Raw genomic sequence first — 17,614 nt, forward strand, 5'->3', positions numbered from 1 at the left:
GCGATCGGTCAGACCGCGGGATGCCCCAACGCAGTCAGTAGTGCCTGCGCCTCCGAGAGACCGGCTCGTGGCCCCTCGAGGGCGACCACACCGCCGGCGCTGACCACGACTTCGTCCACGCCGGCCGCCGCGTACTCGGTCACGCGGTCCTTCAGCTCGGCCGCGTCCCCGTACAGGAAGGCACCACCGTCCACGAGGGCCCTCGCCGCCTTCACCGGATCCGAGTCCACATCGGTGTCCATGCCGGCCTGTCTCAGCATGTCCCGGTAGTGGGGCAGACCGAGATGGGCCCGGTTTCCGGCGAGGACGAGTTCTTCCGCCGCCCGGTCGGCCCTTTCGAGCGCGGCAGGCACCATCGCGACGACGCGCGGGACCGCACGACCGCGAGTGGCCGCCCCCTCTCGCAGCGCCGGCAGGATGACGTCACGGATGTATGCGGCAGGCGCCAGCCAGGTGATCGCGACATCGGCCACCTCTCCGGCAAGCCGCGCCATCCCGGGCCGGAGCACGCCCAAGCCCACCTCGACCCGGGGACGAGTGACCTTGGGGAGTCTGCCGTGAAAGGAGAAGTACTCGCCCGTGACGGCCACCTCTCCCCCGTCCAGCAGCCCTTTCAGGATGCTCGCGTACTCCCGCACCGCCCCCAGCTGGCTGCGATAGGGCGCGCCCAGCAGCCTCTTCTGGAACGAGACACTGCCGGGACCGTAGCCGGCGACGACCGGGTGCCCGGTCGCGGCGGCCACCGACTGGGCCTGGACAGCCGCGTCGTAAGGATGGCGCAGCGGCATCAGCGACACACCGATGCCCGCGGGAACCGGAAATCCGGCCGCCGCCGCGTGAATGAACGGATGGTGTGTGTCGCCGCTCAGTACCTGGCCGAGCCAGAGCGTGCGCCCGCCCCGCGACTGAGCGAGCGCGGCGTAGGGCAGGACGGCCTGCATCCGCGCGCCTCCGACGGGCATCATGAGCGCGATGTCCGGCATCATCGTGTTCCGTCGCACGTCAACCCCCATATGCACAAGAGAGGTCCGGCCGCGATCACAGCGGAACGGACGGCGAGGAGAAGATGAACTTGGGCTTGAGGCCCGGATCGTAGCCCCCGCTCTTGACGATGACGAACTGGAACGCCACACCATCCTCCCGCTCGCTCGCGGGGTGCGACGCGATCTCGGCGCGGACGTACTCCCTCAGGATTCGGTACAGGTGGTTCTCCGTGACCCCCTGGACACCGGCGGAAGCGACTACCCCGCTCAACTTGCCGCAGACCATGAGAACGGACTTGACGTGCCGCCGCTGCGGGGACCACAGGACGGAGGTCCAGCCCCTCTCGCACGGTTGCGACGGCCGACGCCACCCGCCGGTCGAGCGGTCGGCGCGCACGAGGCGGTACAGCACGACGTAGTCGTGCTGCGCGGGGATGGGCGCGAAGAACCGCCAGTTCGGAATGAGACCGAGACGGTCGAACCGCCGCAGCCCGTCGAACACCCGGTGGGGGTGCTGGCTGAGGACCGTCGCGGTGAACCAGCCCGCGAGAGCGGCCCGAACGGAACGGTCGAGAACACTGCGGCTCAACGGTCGGCCTCCACCTCGTAGAGGGCATGCAGAAAGCGTTGTGTCCCATGGACGATCCCCTTCGCTCCTTCCTCGTACGGCACTGCTTCTCGCCTGACGTCGTCGAGGACCGTGGTGCCGGCGAAGCCGGGCAGGTCCATGAGCTCCGCATGCATCTCCTGATACGCGAGGCTCTCGGCGGTCCTGGGGCTCGACATGAGCAGGGACACCGGGACGGGGACCTTCGGGATCGTGGCCGGCTCGGTCAGTTCACGATGTGCGGCCCGCCACTCGCGTTCCGCCGCGGTCCAGGTCGAGGCCGCACGGTACTGATCCAGGCAGAGCGACCTCACCCGTCGGGGGACCTGGTCGATCCACGGGGGCGGCAGCAGCAGCGGGGAGAGGCCGCAACGCAGGGACCGCGGCATCAGGGTGAAGCCGAACCCGGTTTGCTCGGAGAGCGATCGAAGCAGCTTCGACCGATGGAGCTCGCCCGGGTACCGGGGATCGATCACCACCACTCCGTCGACCAGCCCGGGCGCGTCCGCCGCGGCCCGCAGAGCGAGGAGCCCGCCGAGTCCGTGCCCGACCAGCACCACGCGGCGGCCCTCGCAAGTCACCCGCACGAGGTCCACGGTGTCCTCCACGAGCAGGGCGAGGGTGAACGCGGCGGTGCTCCCGAGACGACTCCTGCCATAACCGGCGCGGTTGGCCACCAGGACCGAGAAGTCCTCGCCGAGCGCGGCCTCGACCGCGCTCCATCGCTCCACGGTGTCGCCCAGATCCGGCAGAAGCATCACCACGGGATCCGTGGCGAGCGCCGGGCGAGGTGTGCGCCGGAACCGATACGCGATGGTGCTGCCGCTGCCGGTGCGTACGAATCGCTCCGCACCGGTTCCCCGCGCGGCCCGGCGGGCCGTCCGCCGCTGTGCGACCGCTCCTGTGAGCAGAGCAGTACCGAGCACCGCGGTGATCAGGCGCGGCAGCGCGTCATCCCTGGTGTCCACGGATTCCCTCCACTGTGCCGATGCTGTTCGGCCGCGTCACGTAAAGGATCGCGGGATAGGTGGAGAAGAAGGCCCACACGAAGCGCGAGAGCCCCATGACCCGGGCATTGACCAGGTGGAAGGAGCCGGAGACGGCCAGCATGAGCGGAGCCGCCCTCCCGTTCGCCACGAAGATCACGGGGAACGCACACTCGAACAACAGCACCCCGTGGCTCACGTACTTCGACAGCTCCGGGAAACGCTGCGTGAGCCGGTAGGCTCCCTCGTCGCCGTAGATCTCGGTCCGGAGGATGCCCGGCAGCGCTTCGCCCGAACGCCAGCCCGGTCCAGCGAGCTTGGTGACGCCGGCGGCGAAGTACGACAGGGCCGACTGGAGTGCGACGAACCAGAGGCAGGCGTCCACCACCTTCGGCTGCCGCTCGCTCAGCCGGGCCACGGCGGCGACCCCCTGCACCGTGAAGGCCACCTGGTCGGATCCGTCCGTCCCGAAGTGCTGGCGAGGATTGACCACCAGCGAGGACAGGGCGAGGAAGGACCCGGCGGCCGCTCTGGTCCGGCGCCCTGTCGACGGCACCAGAAGCGTTGCCGCCGCGGCCACCCGGGCGATCTGAATCGACCGGCTCACCCGCGGCCGGCCGACGAAGTCCAGGACCCGTTGTACCGGGGGTGGTGCCCACGCGAACTCCTCACGGACCAGGTTCCAGTCCACGAGGGGCGCGTTGTGCGCCCGGCGCTCGATAGTCAGCGACTCGAGAGCTGCGACCAGATGCGTGATCGCGCAAATCTGCTCGGTCGTCGTCAGTGTGCGTGCGCGGCCCGGCCGCGGCACTCGAATTCTCCCTGACCACCGCATGTCTGATTCCCCACCTGTTCCGATCGTCCGCCGGGCCGCTGTCAGGCCAGCAAGAGCGCCGCGTCCCACGGCGCCGCCTCGGTGCTTCCCGAGGCGTAGGCGTCCAGTGCCAGGACGACACCGGCGGCGCCGTCCAGGAAACCCGGGAGCGCGAGCGTCGTACGCCCGTCTTCGTCCGGGTATCCGAACCCGAAGGGTTCCCGTTCGTCGTGGAGCCGGAGAACCATGTCGGCGATCTCGTCGCGAACCTGGTTCACCTCCTCGGCAAGTGGCCCCGTCGCGAAGAACTTGAGGCAGTTGAGCGCACCGGCCCAGCCGTGGCAGAGTCCGGCGCTCCGCACCGGCCATCGGTTCAGCGGTACGCGGACCACGGATTCCACGGCCGAGTGGGCCAGCAGGCGCAGTTCCTCCTGACCGGTCGCGTCCGCCGCGAGACGCAGCGCCGAGGCGATACCGAGACTGCCGTAACACCACGCCGTTCTTCCGCTCTCCTCGTCGCCGTCACCGGACAGCCACTCGTCCCACGAGATGAAGTCGGGCCAGAAGACGCCGTGCTCCCCCACCCGAGCACGATCCCGGTAGACGCCGGCCAGCGTCTCCATCGTCTTCAGCTGACCGGGTACGGACACCCCCTGCCCGTGGGCGAGGGCCAGCAGTGCCAGCGGGCCGGCGATGCCGTGCGACATCCCGAGGTTCAGGTTGCCGGCGCGTGGCGAGGCGACGAGACCGCCGCGCGGTCTCGTCAACGTCCAGTAACCGGGGAGGTGGTGACCGTCGACGGAGCGACTCGTTCCGAGAGCGACCAGTGTCTTCAGGACCGACACGAGGGTGTCCCGCATCGGGGCGCCCCTCAACAGGGCGTACCGGCCCACGCCCGCCAGACCGCTGATGGCGTCGAAGCGGGCCCGGTCGCCGATGGGATCGCGTGCGACGGAGGTGCACACCGCTGCCACGACGGCGCCCAGGGAAGCGTCGATCCGCTGCAGGGCGCGTCCATACCCGCTGCCGCTCCCACGGCACAGGAGGAGCGACAACGCCAGGCCGCTGAGCCCGGAGTGCAGGCCGGGGTCACTGGCGGGACCGCCCTGCAACAACTGGACGGCCGCGGTGAAATGCCGGTGTGCCACCCGGTCCGCCCGCAGGCCGGGAGGTGCGCAGTCGCCGAAGAGGAGGGCCACGCCGGGCAGGCCGCTGCCCAGGCTCCGCGCCTGTGCTTCCAGTTGCGCCGAGGTCGCGTCGTCGCCCAGCGAGTCCGTGAACGTCCTCAGGACGGACGCGGGGTCGACGAGCCCGGCCGAGACGTCCTGGCAGACTCGGCGCACACGGCTGGTTCTGTCGGTCATCGGTGCCGCAGCCTTCGCGCCGCATGGCCGAGCAGGACGAGGCTCCGTTCCTCGTTCTCCGGGTTCACGCCGACGAGACGGTTGTGCTGCATGTGGAGAAGGCTGGAGATCGCGTAGTTCTGCTGCTTCTCGGAGAACCGGGACGGATCCCGCGAGATGCTCTCGCCGTAGCCGCGCGCAGCAGCGTTGTCCCCCCAGGCCCGTACCAGGTCGAGCGCCGGAAGGCGTTCGGTGACGCTTCGTGCGACGTCCTTGGCCGTCACGATCCGGCACACCTCGTCGATCTGGTCACGGCCGACGGCCCCGTCCCTGGACTTCATGAAACGTTCCGCCGCCCACGTGGTCCAGTCCACCCCGAGGGCTTCCAGCAGGGACGCGTAGCCGGCCACCAGGACAGTGTTCGCGGCGACACCGAGGGCCTGGCCACGGTTCAGCAGACGGATCTGGTTGACGGCGACCTGACTGTCGACGCAGAAGATCCTCTCGGCGAGCGACAGCGCCTCGGGCCCGCCGTAGCGCTCGGTCTCCGGCTCGTAGGACTCTGCGCCGACGCGGCGGAGGAGACCCTTGCGGATGAGCGCCCGCAGATTCTCGTGCAGCCGCTCGTGCATCCGTCCCGTCGTCCTCGCGTCGGCGCTCTTCAGACGCAGGCGGAGGTGCGGCTCCGGATCGTTGAAGCGGATGAAGAACCACTGGTCGGCCAGATCGGCCGTCTCCCTCACCACTTGGGGCAGATGGCGTGCGATCAGCTCGTCATGGGTGTCGAGGTCGGCGTACAGCCGTACGTACGCCCACTCGCCGCCGAGACCGTGGTGCACGGGCTCGATCACTGCCGGCGGGTGCGGCGGCCGGGGTTCGTCCGTCCGGGCATTCCCGCGCAGCGGAACCACGATCTCGTTGGACCGGCCCTGGAGCCAGCCGAAGTCCTCCTCGCCCATGCCCGGTCCCTCCATCAGGGTGATCCCGCCCTTGAGCAGGTCGCGACGGAGGATCTCGCGGTGGAAGGCGTCGTCGAGGTCCAGCCCGTAGACGCGGTCCTGGTCCACGACGCCGACCCGTCGGTCGACGCGTGACGCGTCCCGCCACCGCGGGACCGCCTCGTGCCAGGCCGACGGGTCCCCTGCGGCCCGGCGCAGGGCCGGGGTTGCACGCCAGGTCCTGGGGAAGGCGACGACCTTGCCGATGCGGACGCGTGGCAGCATGGGCAGCGCGTCGTACCCTTTCCAGTTCCATTCGCGCCAGGCCTTCCGGCCGCTCGTGTACCGCAGTTCGCTGAGGAATCTCGCCAGGTTCGGCGCACCGCCCTGAAGCGCGAGCATGTGCGGGACGAAGGGATGCACCTCCGTGTCCTCACGCGGCCAGTGGAGACGGAGCCTCGTTCCGTCGGAGTGGACGACGAGCTCTCGCCAGTCGATCGGACGGCCGCCGTCGTCCCGGCCGACGAAGGTGCCGATGGGCAGAGTGAAGGGGACGAGGCGCGGCGTGCGCATCACGTTGCGGGCGCGCGCCGAGGTCGGCTCGAAGAAGACCTGCGCGTGAATACCGGAGGAGTGGTCGGACGGGTAGAGCGCGGCAAGCCGGTCCACGCTGCCGGTCAGTTCCGCGAACCGCCCCATGGTGGCGCCCATGACGCGCGCGCCCACCAGCGGTGACGAGACCAGCTCGAAGTCACCGGCGTTCAGGGCGTCGGTGTCCCGGGCCCTGAGCTGGAAGCAGAGATCCATGTCGTACGGGGGTGACTGTGTGCTGTCCGCGAGCAGTTCCACATCGGACTCGTCCAGGACGACCTCTCCGTCCGGGTGTGTCAGTCCGCTGTGCAGCAGCGCGGCCACGTGCTCCTCGCGCCGCGCCTGGCGGAGCTCGTCCTTGGTGCCCGTGGCGTCGGGGAAGACCCGGGAGTTGACGAGGGGGTGGCGGTAGCCGGTGGGGAAGCCCAGGCCTCGGTGCGAGTCGATGAGCTGTTCGAGCCGGACCGCGCCGTACTTGCCGTAGCGGTCCATGAACGCGTAGAAGTACGAAACCATGTGCGGGTGCGAGGGCTCGTCGGGAGTGATGCGCCACATCGTGGACGCGTACGACTCGATCTCCGCGAGCACGCCGGGCGGGACAGCGGCCCGGACGCCCAGCTCCAGGTCCACCTGGATGGCGCCCTTGGCCGTCTCGGCCAGCCCCTTGGCCGTACGGGAGGCCGTTCTGAGCTCCTCGATCCCTTCCGCCGACTCCGGGCGCTCCTCGTATCGCCGTAGGCGGGTGCGCAGTTCCCGCATTGTGCCGGACTCCGGACAGGTGCCGTCGTGCGGCAGCTCGTCGAGGAGGTCGGAGCGCAGCGAGGTGAGCAGGACACCGTTCTGCACGAGCCCGAGGAGGTAGCGGTCGATCTGCTCGACGGGGGTCTCGGGCAGTGTGCCGGCCAGCCGGTCGGCCAGCTCCGCGTACCGGATCGGCCTCGCCGCCGTCTCGCGGACGGTGGCCAGAAGCCGTGTCATGCGGATACTCGCCTGGCCGCTGCCCTTCTCCCCCGTACCGGCCGGGGCGTGTGTGCTGGGCAGGACGAGCCTGTCCCCGCGGACATAGCCGAGGTTGGTGACGACGACGGTCAGCGAGTGACGCACGCTCGGGTACGTCAGCAGGGTCCGCGCCACCTCGGAGAACCATGCCTCGTCGAACCGTGCTCTCACACGGCGCTCCGTGTGCTCCACGCGCGCGGTGTCCGCCGTCTCCAGAACAGAGACTCCGGCGTGCAGGCCGAAGGGTGTCGGCCGGCCGGCTATGCGCAGGGCGTACTTGGTGAGCGAGACGGCCGTCTTCATCAGGCGCTTCCGCGGCAGTTCCGCGCCATCGAGCAGCCGTTCCAACGTCTCGTCGAGAGAAGGGCTGGACACCGCCACGGCGTCACGGAGGCGCCGGTCCGACGCCAGAAGCCGGATCTGGGCCAGGAGATCCGTTTCGCTGAAGCCGTACGTCGCGCTCGCCGGAGGCGAGGGAATTTCGGCCGGGCTTTGAGAAGTGGCCACCGCACGAAGCATCAGCGGTTCCCGTGACGTGAAATAACCCGCCTTCATCCCCTGCCTCCATAAGAACGAGCCGCCAGGCCCGTGAAAAGAAGGCAGAGCCTCTTTTCACAGGCCTGGCATTTCCGAAGATCCCTCACGGGATGATTACGCGCAGCAGGTGCGCCAACCGTTGGAGGTGCTGGATCCGTTACCCATGCTGTCGACGGCACAGCTGTACATCTGGTCGGCCACGTCGCCACTCGACATGAAATGAACGTCGAGGTCGAGGTCGCCCAGTTCCTCGTCAGCCGCTGCGATGAGGAGATCCGTGCTCATGATGCAACTCCTGTTCATAGTCAGGGCGCGCATGGAAAGTAACGGATATTTCCCGTGGCCCAAAGGCCCGGCTCCTGCGAGGAAGAAATATCTGCTACAGGTTTCCACGCCGAACGCCAGAACTTACGGCTCAGGAACCTAAGTGCCGATGATCATACGTGTCAACAACCCCTCAAAAAGAAGGAAGGATTCTCCGGAGTATGCCCCATATGCGAATATTGACCACAGGGGTTATATCGCGCCACTCTGCCATTGAAATTCACCGAGCACTTGACGCCCGCCCACCCTTGCGCGGCCGCTCGATGCAGTTCGGATTAAAGGATTGAGCTGCGAAATTCCGCCACACCTTCCCTGCGGCAGATGCGGCCGCCGTGACTCCCCCCGATCGAACCATCACCCATGGGGACAATTCCGGCACTTCAGCCTTCGCGCCGGCAAGCCGGAGAACGAAATGCCACGGCAGTCCGAGGTGGGAGCGATTTCCGGCCAGACGGATGCCCCTCCCCCACTGAGGGCGTAAAGGTCCTGGCGACCGGGAAAGGTTCCTGTACGGCAAGGACTTGTCCGGGCGATCATGTTCGCAGCCGGATGACGAGGGCTGCTGCTGTCGCGGTTCCGAGGCGGACACAGCTGCGCTTGTCGCAGCGAGTGGCGACCGCCCGGTGCTGCTTCAAGCGGTTGACCGCCCGTTCGACGGTGTTGCGTGTCTCGTACCGCTCTTCACCGGGTCGGCCGGGCCGGACACGGCACGGCACCGCCTCGGCTCACACGGAGCAGCGGGCCGGTCCGATGACGCCGTCGGTACCGACCACCTTCACCGCCTCGCCCCGGTCCGCGGTGCGGGCCTGTGCGGCAGTGCAGATCAACTGCTGGCGGGCGACCTCGGAGAGTGTGGTGACGGCCGTGTTCAACCGGACCAGGACTCCGTCCGGGCCCAGCTCGATGTTCGGAGCGGCGCGGGCGTAGGGGAGTTCGGTGCGCAGGCCGGTCGCGACCTCGACCTTGTTCGGCCCTTCGAAGAGCAGGGCGAGCGCCCGGCTCGGCCCTCGCACCACTTCCGTACCGCCGTAGAAGGGGAATTCCGCCGGCATCTCGATGGGCCGTACGACGGGCATCAGCCGCTTCGCGGACGACGAGGACACGAAGTAGAGCAGGGTGCTCTGCTCGCGTCCCGGCGCCACATCGACGACCGCCGGGTCGCCGACCTCGATGACATCCGTGGCCCGTATCCCGCACCCGGTCGCCAGCAAGGCAAGAGGAAGCAGGGCGCCGAGGGCGCGTACGCCTCTCACGGCCCCTCCAGCGGCAGTTCGACCGTGAGGACCGCGCCGCCTCCGGGCCCGCCCGCGGCGCGCACGGTGCCGCCGTGCAGCCGTACGTTCTCCTGGGTGATCGCCAGCCCGAGTCCGCTGCCGGCCGACCGGGTACGGGCCGCGTCGGCCTTGTAGAACCGGTCGAAGATATGGGGCAGCACGGCGGGGTCGATGCCGGGGCCGCTGTCCGCCACCTCGACCACCAGCCGTTCCGCCGCGCCCTGCCGCTCGGTCCGCAGTCGCACCGCGACGGGCTCCGCGCCGTGCCGCAGGGCGTTGCCGACGAGGTTGGCGACGACGACATCGAAGCGGCGCGGATCGATCATCGCCCGTATCCCCTCGGGGAGTTCGGCCTGAACCCGGTCCTCCCAGCGCCTGCTCTGGAGGGTCTTTCGGATCGCTTCGGCGACATCGACCTCATCGAGGTGGAGATCCGCGGCCTTGGCGTCGAAGCGGGAGATCTCCATCAGGTCCTCGACGAGGGTGGCGAGCTTGCCCGTCTCCGCGCTGATCAGCCGGACGGCCGCCGCGGTGTCGGGGTTCAGCTGGGCCGCGTCCTCGTCGAGCACCTCGGTGACGGCGAGCATTCCGGCGAGCGGGGTGCGCAGCTCGTGCGAGACGTCGGAGGCGAAGCGCCGGGCCCGCACCTCGGCCTGCCGGAGCTCCGCCACGGACTCCTGGAGCTTGATCGAGGAGTCGTTGAACGTCCTGGCGAGTCCGGCGAGTTCGTCGGAGCCCCGGACCTCGATCCGGGTGTCGAGCTCGCCCCGGCCGATGCCCGCGGCGGCCCGTCGCAGGTCGCGTACCGGACGCAGCACACTGCGGGCCGCGAGCAGTGCGGGCACCAGGGCGATCAGGAGGGCGGGCAGGGCGCCGTCGCGGGCCGCGGTCACCATGGCTTCGACATTGGCCTCCTCGGTGGAGAGCTGCATCACGGCGTAGAGGACGAGCCCGGTGGGCTGGCCTCCGTCGCCGCGGTCGATGAGCGCGGGCATTCCGACGGTCAGCCAGGGCGCGCCGTCCTTGACGACCCGCTGGAAGGAGCCGTGCGCGTTGCCGCGGGCGGCTGCCTGCAGTTCGGGCGTGATCACGTCGGAGGTGGGCCGGTTCGAGGAGGAGACCCGGATCGCCCCGTACTCGGCGAAGACGATCCAGGGATGCGGCTTGCCCTCCCTGGCGAGGCTGCGGCAGGCCCGCCGCAGCTGCTCCTCGTCCACCGGCAGGGTCACGGACTGGGAGCCGATCCGGTCGCGGAACTGGTCGACGGCCGTGTCCTGGGCCTGCTGGAGGATGGCGGAGCGCGCCTCGCGGTAGGTGAGGGTGGCGGTGGTGGCGGCGCTGATCGCCGCGACCAGGAGGAAGGCTCCGACGAGACGGGTGCGCAGCCCGAACGGGGCGGCGAAGACCCTCATCCGAGCGGCCCGAAGCGGTATCCGAAGCCGCGGACGGTCTGGATGTACCGCGGGCTGCCCGCCACGTCCTCGACTTTCTGCCGCAGCCGCCGCACACAGGCGTCGACCAGGCGGGCGTCCCCGTGGTAGCTGTGCTCCCAGACGTATTCGAGGAGCTGCTGCCTGCTGAAGACCTGCTCGGGCGAGGCCGAAAGGTGGAGCAGCAGCTTCAGTTCGGAGGGTGCGAGCAGGACGCGCTGCCCGGCCTTGGTGACCGAGAGTCCGGCCCGGTCGACGGCCAGTTCGCCATGGATCTCGGTGCCGCCACGCCCTGTCGGTTCGGCGAGCCTGCGCAGCACGGCACGGATCCTGGCCTCGATCACCTCGGTGCGGGCCGGCTTGACGATGTAGTCGTCGGCACCGGCCTCCAGCCCGACGACCACGTCGAAGTCGTCGCCCCGGGCCGTGAGCATGATGATCGGCAGCTGGCTGGTCTCGCGTATCCGGCGGCAGACCTGGACCCCGTTCATGGCGGGGAGCATCAGGTCGAGGAGCACCAGATCGGGCCGGAACTCCCCCAGCGCGGCCAGCCCCGCCTCCCCGCTCTCCACGGCGCGCAGTTCGTGGCCGCGCCGCCGCAGCCCCAGCTCGACCCCTTCCCGTACGGAGGGGTCATCTTCGATCAGCAGAACGCGAGGCATGGCAGCAGTATCCCAGCGATCAAGAAATGGATGCGAATGGGCGGGTGGGCAGGTGGTGCCTGCGGGTCACGCCCGCCTCAGCCGCCCCCGGCCCGCCGCGATCACGGCGCTGACCTCCCGCAGCCGCAACGGCCGGGCCAGCAGCGCCACCGTGAGCAGGAGCACGAAGGAGCCCGCGCCCACCGCCGCGAAGTCCCCGAGCCCCGCGCAGCTCCCGGCGGCCAGGTATCCCAGGAGCCCGGCGGGCACGGACGCCGCCACCAGCCGGAACTGCGCCCACAGCGCGGGCGAACGCACCGGTGAGGTCCGGGCTACGTCGCCCCGGCCGAGCCTGCGGTGCAGCGCGTACGCGGTGGCCGCGAAGCCGGCGAACAGTGCCACGGAGTAGGCGCCGGCCATCCCCGTCACGGCCCAGCGGACCGGCAGCAGCAGATACGCGGCGGCCGAGAGCCCGGCGTTGAGCGTCGCGATCACCAGATTGAGGAGGAACGGCGTGCGGGTGTCGCCCATCGCGTAGAACGCCCGGGAGAGCACGTACTGCCCCGAGTAGGCGATGAGTCCGGGCGCGAACGCCATCGTCATGCCCGCCATCACGGCGATGTCCGCGTCGTCCGTGGCCCCGTACCCGTACACCGCTCCCATCACCCACGGTGCCAGCGCGAACAGCAGGGCCACCGCGGGCACCACGACCGCGGCCGAGGTGCGCAGGGCGTACGAGACATCGCGCCGCAGGCCCGGCAGGTCGTCGTCGGCCGCCGCCCGGCTCATCCGGGGCATCAGCGCGGTGACGAGCGAGACGGTCACGATGCCGTGCGGCACCACCCACAGCTGGAAGGCGTAGCTGTACGCGGTGTAGCCGGCGCCTCCCGCCAGGCCCATGTCGTGGGCGCGCTGGCCGATGGTGGTGGAGAGCCGGGTCACCACCCAGTAGGCGAGCTGATTGGTCAGCACCAGCGTGACCAGCCAGCCGGCCGCGCGCAACGGCCGGGTGAGGCCGCTGCCCCGCCAGTCGAACCGGGGCCGCCAGCGGAACTCGGCGGCGCGCAGCGCGGGCACCAGGGCGAGCGTCTGGACGACGATCCCGGCCGTCGTGCCCCAGCCGAGCCACTGGGCCTGCGCCGGGGTGAGCGTGCCGTCGGAGCCCGCCGCGATGGCGAGGTAGATCCCGAACACGGCGATGACGACCACGTTGTTGAGGACCGGGGTCCACATCATCGCCCCGAACCGGCCCCGGGCGTTCAGAACTTGCCCGAGGAGGGTGAACAGTCCGTAGAAGAGGATCTGCGGCAGGCAGTAGCGGGCCAGGGCGACGGTCATCTCCGCCTGTGCGCCGTGGTAGCCGGGGGCGTAGACCTCGACGATCCAGGGGGCGGCGAGGACGGTGACGCCGGTGAGGGCGAGGAGGGCGACGGCGCAGACGGTGAGCAGCCGGTCGGTGTACGCGGCTCCGCCGTCGGCGTGGTTCTTTGCCGCCCGCACCAGTTCGGGGACGAAGACGGCGTTGAGCGCGCCGCCGATGAGCAGTGTGTAGAGGATGTTGGGGACGGTGTTGGCGACCGTGTAGCCGTCGGCCCCGAGTCCGGTGCCGAGCGCGGCGACGACGACCGCCGAGCGTATGAAGCCGGTCGCCCGGGAGACGACGGAGCCGGCCGCCATGACGGCACCGTTGCGCAGCACCGAGCGGGGCTTGTGGTCCGCGGCCTTCGTGAGGGCCGCTCCGGTGGCCGTCACCGGCGGGCCAGGTACGCCTGGAACGCCCGGTAAAGGGTGTTGTTCGTGGCTCCGCCCACCGATGTCTCCCACTCTCCGAGCGTCTCGACGACCTGACCGCCGGTGCCGAGTTTCCAGCGGAGCAGCCCGAAGGGGCGGTCGTCGGGGTCAAGGGTGGAGGGTACCCCGCGCATGTCGTGCACATCGGCACCGAGCCCGTGGGCATCGAGCATCATCCGCCACTGCAGCGCGTTGCTGGGGCGGACCTCGCGGCGGTGGTCGGCGGACGCCCCGGTCTGGTACCAGACCCGCCGGCCGGTGCTGATCATGGTGTGGGCGGCCAGGATCTCGCCCTGGTGGACGGCGAGGTAGAGCCGCATCCGGCCGGGCTGTTCGGCGTTGAGCACGGCGTACTGCTGCTGGTAGTACGCGAGGGAGCGGCCGAGCCGGAAGCCGTCGCGTTCCTCGGTGATCCGCAGCAGCCGGTGGAACTCGGGGAGTTCCGCCTCGCCGCCGATGACGATACGCACCCCGGACTTCTGGGCCCTGCGGACGTTGCGGCGCCATTCCTGGTTGAGTCCGGACCAGAGCTGGTCGGGGGTCCGTCCGGCGAGCGGCACCTGGAAGACATGGCGCGGCTGTGCGTCGGCGTCCTCGCCGCCGTCACCGCCGCAGCGGTGCCAGCCACGGGCCCTCAGCCGCTCGGCAACGGCCGCGCCGAGCGGGTCCACCTCGCTCGCCAGCACGTCGGACACCGTCCGGCCCGGCCCCGTGGCCGCCTTGAGACGGCCGGAGTCCCAGCGGCGGTACGCCGGTGAGGGACCGATCCGTACGGCGAAGGCACCGGCCCTTCGCAGATGCGCCATCAGCGGGCCGAGCCAGCCGTCGAGGTCCGGGTCGGCCCAGTCGGCGACCGGGCCCTCGGGCAGATAGGCGAAGTACTTGCGGGTTCCCGGGAATTGCCGGTAGAGCACCAGAGCGGCGCCGGTCAGCTCGCCGGATCCGCCGTGCCAGCCGACCGTTTCGGAGGTCCAGCGGTCCTTCACTCCCGCCCACGACGGGTACTGCAGAAAGCTCGCCCCGGGGCGGGTGGACAGGAACGCCCGGTGCTCGGCGGCGGTCAGCCCGCGTATCCGCAGTTCCTGGTCGTGGCGACGGTCTCCGGTCGCGAGCAGCGCTGACATGTTCGTGGCCCTTCCTGGTCCGCCCCGCTGTCGGCTCTGCGGGGCCGCACAGGATGCTCACAGCGGTCCGTGACGGAGCCGAGCGACGTATGTGACCGGACGATGACCGTTGCGCTGCGGCACATGTCACACGGGGCATTTCCCGGTTTTCGGCCGATTTGCGGAACCTATCGTCGGATGAACACCTCTCCCTCGACGAGAAGCAATGCCTTGGAGGTTTTTCCGTTGATCGCTGCACCCCGGTCCGTACGCCGTACCGCTCCACTCGGCCGCCCGGTCCGGCTCACCCTGATCGCCGGTACCGCGGTGCTCGGTACCGTGCTCACCGCCTGTACCGGTGCCTCCGCGTCGGACTCGGACAAGGGCTCGGGCAAGGGAGGCGCGGCCGCACCGGCCTCCGAGGCCAGGATCTCGGTGAACCTCCGGGGCAGCCAGGCCGCTCCCGGGTCGCCGGTGAAGGTGACGCTCGGCAGCGGGAAGCTGAAGACGGTCACGGTGAGCGCGAAGGGGGGCGAGGCGCTGACCGGCCGGATATCCGCCGACGGCAGGACGTGGACCTCCGACCGGCCGGCCGCGCCCGGCACCACGTACGGCGTCGAGGCGAAGAACACCGAGGGCGGCAGCGCCGAGGCCGGCTTCACCACCGCCGCGGCGGACAAGGTCAACAAGCTGACGCTGGCCCCCGGGAAGAACACCACGGTCGGCATCGCCCAGCCGCTCTCGATCGTCTTCGACAACCCGGTCAAGGACAGGGCGGCGGTCGAGAAGGCCCTGAAGGTCACCACCTCGAACAACACCGAGGGCTCCTGGGGCTGGCTGCAGGACTACTCCGGCAAGGACCGCGTCGACTGGCGGCCCAAGGAGTACTGGAAGTCGGGTACGAAGGTCACGCTCGACGCCGATCTCAACGGCATCGACTCGGGCCCTTCCGGCGGCTGGTTCGTACGCGACTACCGGACCACCTTCACGATCGGCGCCGACCAGGTGGTCGAGGTCGACCTCGACCGCCACCGGCTGGCGCTGAAGCGGGACGGAAAGACCGTCATGGACGTGCCCATGTCGGCCGGCACCCCCGGCGGCGAGAAGGCGTCCTGGCGCGGCACCGCCGTACTGATGTCCAAGGAGGGAACGATCAACATGCGCTCCGAGACGGTCGGCCTCGGCGACGCCTACGACAAGATGGTCGACTCGTCGATGCGGCTGACCTGGTCGGGGATGTACGCCCACGCGGCGCCGTGGAACGCGGCCTACTTCGGGGTGGCCAACCGCAGTTCGGGCTGTGTCGGGATGAGCGACGCCAACGCCGCCGCGCTCTACCGGCAGGTGCGGGTCGGCGACCCGTTCGAGATCACCGGCGCGGACGCCAAGGGCACGGTCGCGGAGGGCAACGGGTACGGGGCGTGGAACGTGTCGTGGTCCGACTGGCAGGCGAAGAGCGCGCTGTAGGGGCCACGGAGCCGCGCCCGACCTCCGGCGGGGCGGCCGACAATTGTTACCCTCACGTAACTTACCGGTGAGTTACCACAGTTGAGGGGCGAGGGTTACCGTCGGTTCACTTCGCCCTGCACGCGTGAGGAGTGATCCGTGGGACGTCCGTACCCGGCTCTGCGCACCACCGCTTCCATCGCAACAGCCGCCGTCCTGTTCGCCGGAGCCGCCCTCACTGCGGCTCCGGCCGCCGCAGCGCTGCCCGCCGCCCCTGCCCCCGCGGCCTCCGCACCGGGCCCGGAGTTCCACGACATCCCCGGCTCCGGCGGGATCACGCTCAAGGGCAATGTGTTCACGCCCGCCGGAGCGGAGCCGGGCTCGAAGCACCCGCTGATCGTGCTGCCCACCAGCTGGGGCATGCCGCAATTCGAGTACTTCGCCCAGGCGCAGGAGCTCGCCGACTCCGGCTATGTGGTGGTCAGTTACACCTCGCGGGGCTTCTGGCTCTCCGGCGGCGAAATCGAGGTGGCGGGCCCGCCGGACCTCGCTGACGTCACCTCGGTCATCGACTGGGCCCTCGCCAACACCCCCTCCGACCCGGACCGCATCGGCATGGGCGGAGTCTCCTACGGTGCGGGCATCAGCCTCCTCGCCGCCGGGCACGACAAGCGGATCAAGGCCGTGGTCGCGCTCAGCGGCTGGGCCGATCTCATCGAATCGATCTACAGCGGCCGGACCCAGCACCTCCAGGCCGCCGCCCTCCTCGGCGGCGCCGGCCTGCTCACCGGACGCCCGAGCGAGGAGCTGAGCCGGACGCTCGCGAGCTTCCTCGGCTCCGACCTCGCCAAGGAAGGGAACATGATCGCCTGGGGAAAGAAGCGCTCCCCCGCCGCCTTCCTCGATGAGATCAACGCCAACGGCGCGGCCGTCATGATGGGCAACGCCTGGGGCGACACGATCTTCCCGCCGAACCAGTACGCCTCGTTCTACGAGAAGCTCAGCGGCCCCAAGCGCCTGGAGTTCCGCCCCGGCGACCACGCCACGGCGGAAGCCACCGGGCTGCTCGGTCTGCCCAACGACACCTGGACCGATGCCCACCGCTGGTTCGACCGCTACCTCAAGGGCGAGCGCAACGGCATCGACCAGGAGCCGCCGGTCCAGCTCAAGTCCCGTACGGACAGCGGTTACGAGGGCTACCCGGACTGGAAGTCGGTGGGCGCCGCCCAGGAGCGGATCGCGCTCGACGGCACACAGCGGATCCTCGCGAACGTCGACTCGGGCGCCAACGGCGGCCTCGTCATGCTGTCCAACGCCCTCGACCAGTTCGTGAAGCTGCCGCCGCTCGCCTCCGTACCACTGCTGCCCCGTGCCTTCGCGGGCGTCTGGCAGTCCGGGAAGTACGCGGCACCGCAGCACATCCGGGGCACGGCGCGGCTCCACACCACGGTGACCGCGAACAAGGAGAGCGGCACCTTCGTCGCGTATCTCTACGACGAAGGGCCGCTCGGCCTCGGCAAGCTGGTCAGCAACGCCCCCTATACCTTCCACGGGCGGACGCCGGGCCGGCCGTTCCCCGTAGACCTGGAGCTGTTCTCCACCGCCTACGACGTTCCGGCCGGTCACCGTCTCACCCTGGTGATCGACACCGTCGACCCCCTCTACATCGAGCACAACCCGACCGGATCACAGCTGACCTTCTCCTCGTCCCCGGCGGACCCGTCGTACCTGTCCGTACCGTTGCGCGAGAAGTGATCACCGGCTGCTGCCGGGCGGGCAACGCTCCGCTGGGACCGCCTCGCGGCGG

14 protein-coding genes are annotated in these 17,614 nt (G+C 70.0%); 2 read left to right on the top strand and 12 right to left on the bottom strand.

Going from position 1 to position 17,614, the window contains the following annotated elements:
- Nucleotides 1-8: 8 nt before the first annotated feature.
- The 12 genes from IE107_RS12500 to IE107_RS34830 all read right to left on the bottom strand — a co-directional run bounded on the left by IE107_RS12500 (nt 9) and on the right by IE107_RS34830 (nt 14,382).
- Nucleotides 9-1,001, bottom strand: coding sequence for an LLM class flavin-dependent oxidoreductase (locus tag IE107_RS12500; RefSeq protein ID WP_308434221.1), 993 nt, complete (start codon nt 999-1,001; stop codon nt 9-11).
- A gap of 37 nt (nt 1,002-1,038) precedes the next feature.
- Complete coding sequence (locus IE107_RS12505) at nt 1,039-1,572, bottom strand: hypothetical protein (protein WP_189543814.1); 534 nt, start codon at nt 1,570-1,572, stop codon at nt 1,039-1,041.
- Entirely contained in the window at nt 1,569-2,558 is a 990-nt protein-coding gene (locus IE107_RS12510; protein ID WP_189543815.1) for an alpha/beta fold hydrolase, read from the bottom strand. The genes IE107_RS12505 and IE107_RS12510 overlap by 4 nt, the downstream gene beginning before the upstream one ends.
- The gene (locus tag IE107_RS12515) at nt 2,542-3,387 is read right to left on the bottom strand and encodes an HTTM domain-containing protein (RefSeq protein ID WP_189543816.1); all 846 of its coding nucleotides are present in this window, start codon (nt 3,385-3,387) and stop codon (nt 2,542-2,544) included. The genes IE107_RS12510 and IE107_RS12515 overlap by 17 nt, the downstream gene beginning before the upstream one ends.
- Nucleotides 3,388-3,452: 65 nt before the next feature.
- Nucleotides 3,453-4,754 carry a lanthionine synthetase C family protein gene (locus IE107_RS12520; protein ID WP_189543817.1) on the bottom strand — a complete coding sequence of 434 codons (1,302 nt, stop codon included), beginning with the start codon at nt 4,752-4,754 and terminating at the stop codon, nt 3,453-3,455.
- Complete coding sequence (locus IE107_RS12525) at nt 4,751-7,768, bottom strand: lantibiotic dehydratase (protein ID WP_189543818.1); 3,018 nt, start codon at nt 7,766-7,768, stop codon at nt 4,751-4,753. The genes IE107_RS12520 and IE107_RS12525 overlap by 4 nt, the downstream gene beginning before the upstream one ends.
- A 144-nt stretch (nt 7,769-7,912) precedes the next feature.
- On the bottom strand, nt 7,913-8,083 hold the full coding sequence (locus tag IE107_RS12530; protein ID WP_189543819.1) for a hypothetical protein: 171 nt from the start codon (nt 8,081-8,083) through the stop codon (nt 7,913-7,915).
- Between the two features lie 764 nt (nt 8,084-8,847).
- Nucleotides 8,848-9,375 (bottom strand): hypothetical protein, encoded by a 528-nt coding sequence (locus IE107_RS12535; RefSeq protein WP_189543820.1) that lies wholly within the window; start codon nt 9,373-9,375, stop codon nt 8,848-8,850.
- Nucleotides 9,372-10,808 (bottom strand): sensor histidine kinase, encoded by a 1,437-nt coding sequence (locus IE107_RS12540; RefSeq protein WP_189543821.1) that lies wholly within the window; start codon nt 10,806-10,808, stop codon nt 9,372-9,374. The genes IE107_RS12535 and IE107_RS12540 overlap by 4 nt, the downstream gene beginning before the upstream one ends.
- The gene (locus tag IE107_RS12545) at nt 10,805-11,488 is read right to left on the bottom strand and encodes a response regulator (protein WP_189543822.1); all 684 of its coding nucleotides are present in this window, start codon (nt 11,486-11,488) and stop codon (nt 10,805-10,807) included. The genes IE107_RS12540 and IE107_RS12545 overlap by 4 nt, the downstream gene beginning before the upstream one ends.
- A gap of 66 nt (nt 11,489-11,554) precedes the next feature.
- The gene (murJ, locus tag IE107_RS12550) at nt 11,555-13,219 is read right to left on the bottom strand and encodes a murein biosynthesis integral membrane protein MurJ (protein WP_229866867.1); all 1,665 of its coding nucleotides are present in this window, start codon (nt 13,217-13,219) and stop codon (nt 11,555-11,557) included.
- A complete protein-coding gene (locus tag IE107_RS34830; protein ID WP_229866868.1) occupies nt 13,216-14,382 on the bottom strand; it encodes a lipid II:glycine glycyltransferase FemX in 1,167 nt (388 codons plus the stop codon). Before IE107_RS34830 ends, murJ begins: the two co-directional genes overlap by 4 nt.
- Before the next feature lie 225 nt (nt 14,383-14,607).
- Between IE107_RS34830 and IE107_RS12555 the strand changes: the two genes are divergently transcribed.
- Together IE107_RS12555 and IE107_RS12560 are read left to right on the top strand one after the other, a co-directional pair.
- Nucleotides 14,608-15,828, top strand: a complete 1,221-nt coding sequence (locus tag IE107_RS12555) for a L,D-transpeptidase (protein WP_373302432.1) — start codon at nt 14,608-14,610, stop codon at nt 15,826-15,828.
- A 138-nt stretch (nt 15,829-15,966) separates the two neighbouring features.
- On the top strand, nt 15,967-17,562 hold the full coding sequence (locus tag IE107_RS12560; protein ID WP_189543824.1) for a CocE/NonD family hydrolase: 1,596 nt from the start codon (nt 15,967-15,969) through the stop codon (nt 17,560-17,562).
- Nucleotides 17,563-17,614 lie beyond the last annotated feature (52 nt).

The sequence above is a fragment of the Streptomyces gelaticus genome (assembly GCF_014649535.1).
Lineage (GTDB): Bacteria > Actinomycetota > Actinomycetes > Streptomycetales > Streptomycetaceae > Streptomyces > Streptomyces gelaticus.

Excerpts from the sequence above, each read along its gene's own strand:
- IE107_RS12520 (WP_189543817.1), bottom strand. The coding sequence starts at position 4,754 with ATGACCGACAGAACCAGCCGTGTGCGCCGAGTCTGCCAGGACGTCTCG.
- IE107_RS12530 (WP_189543819.1), bottom strand. The coding sequence starts at position 8,083 with ATGAGCACGGATCTCCTCATCGCAGCGGCTGACGAGGAACTGGGCGAC.
- IE107_RS12540 (WP_189543821.1), bottom strand. The coding sequence starts at position 10,808 with ATGAGGGTCTTCGCCGCCCCGTTCGGGCTGCGCACCCGTCTCGTCGGA.
- IE107_RS12545 (WP_189543822.1), bottom strand. The coding sequence starts at position 11,488 with ATGCCTCGCGTTCTGCTGATCGAAGATGACCCCTCCGTACGGGAAGGG.
- IE107_RS34830 (WP_229866868.1), bottom strand. The coding sequence starts at position 14,382 with ATGTCAGCGCTGCTCGCGACCGGAGACCGTCGCCACGACCAGGAACTG.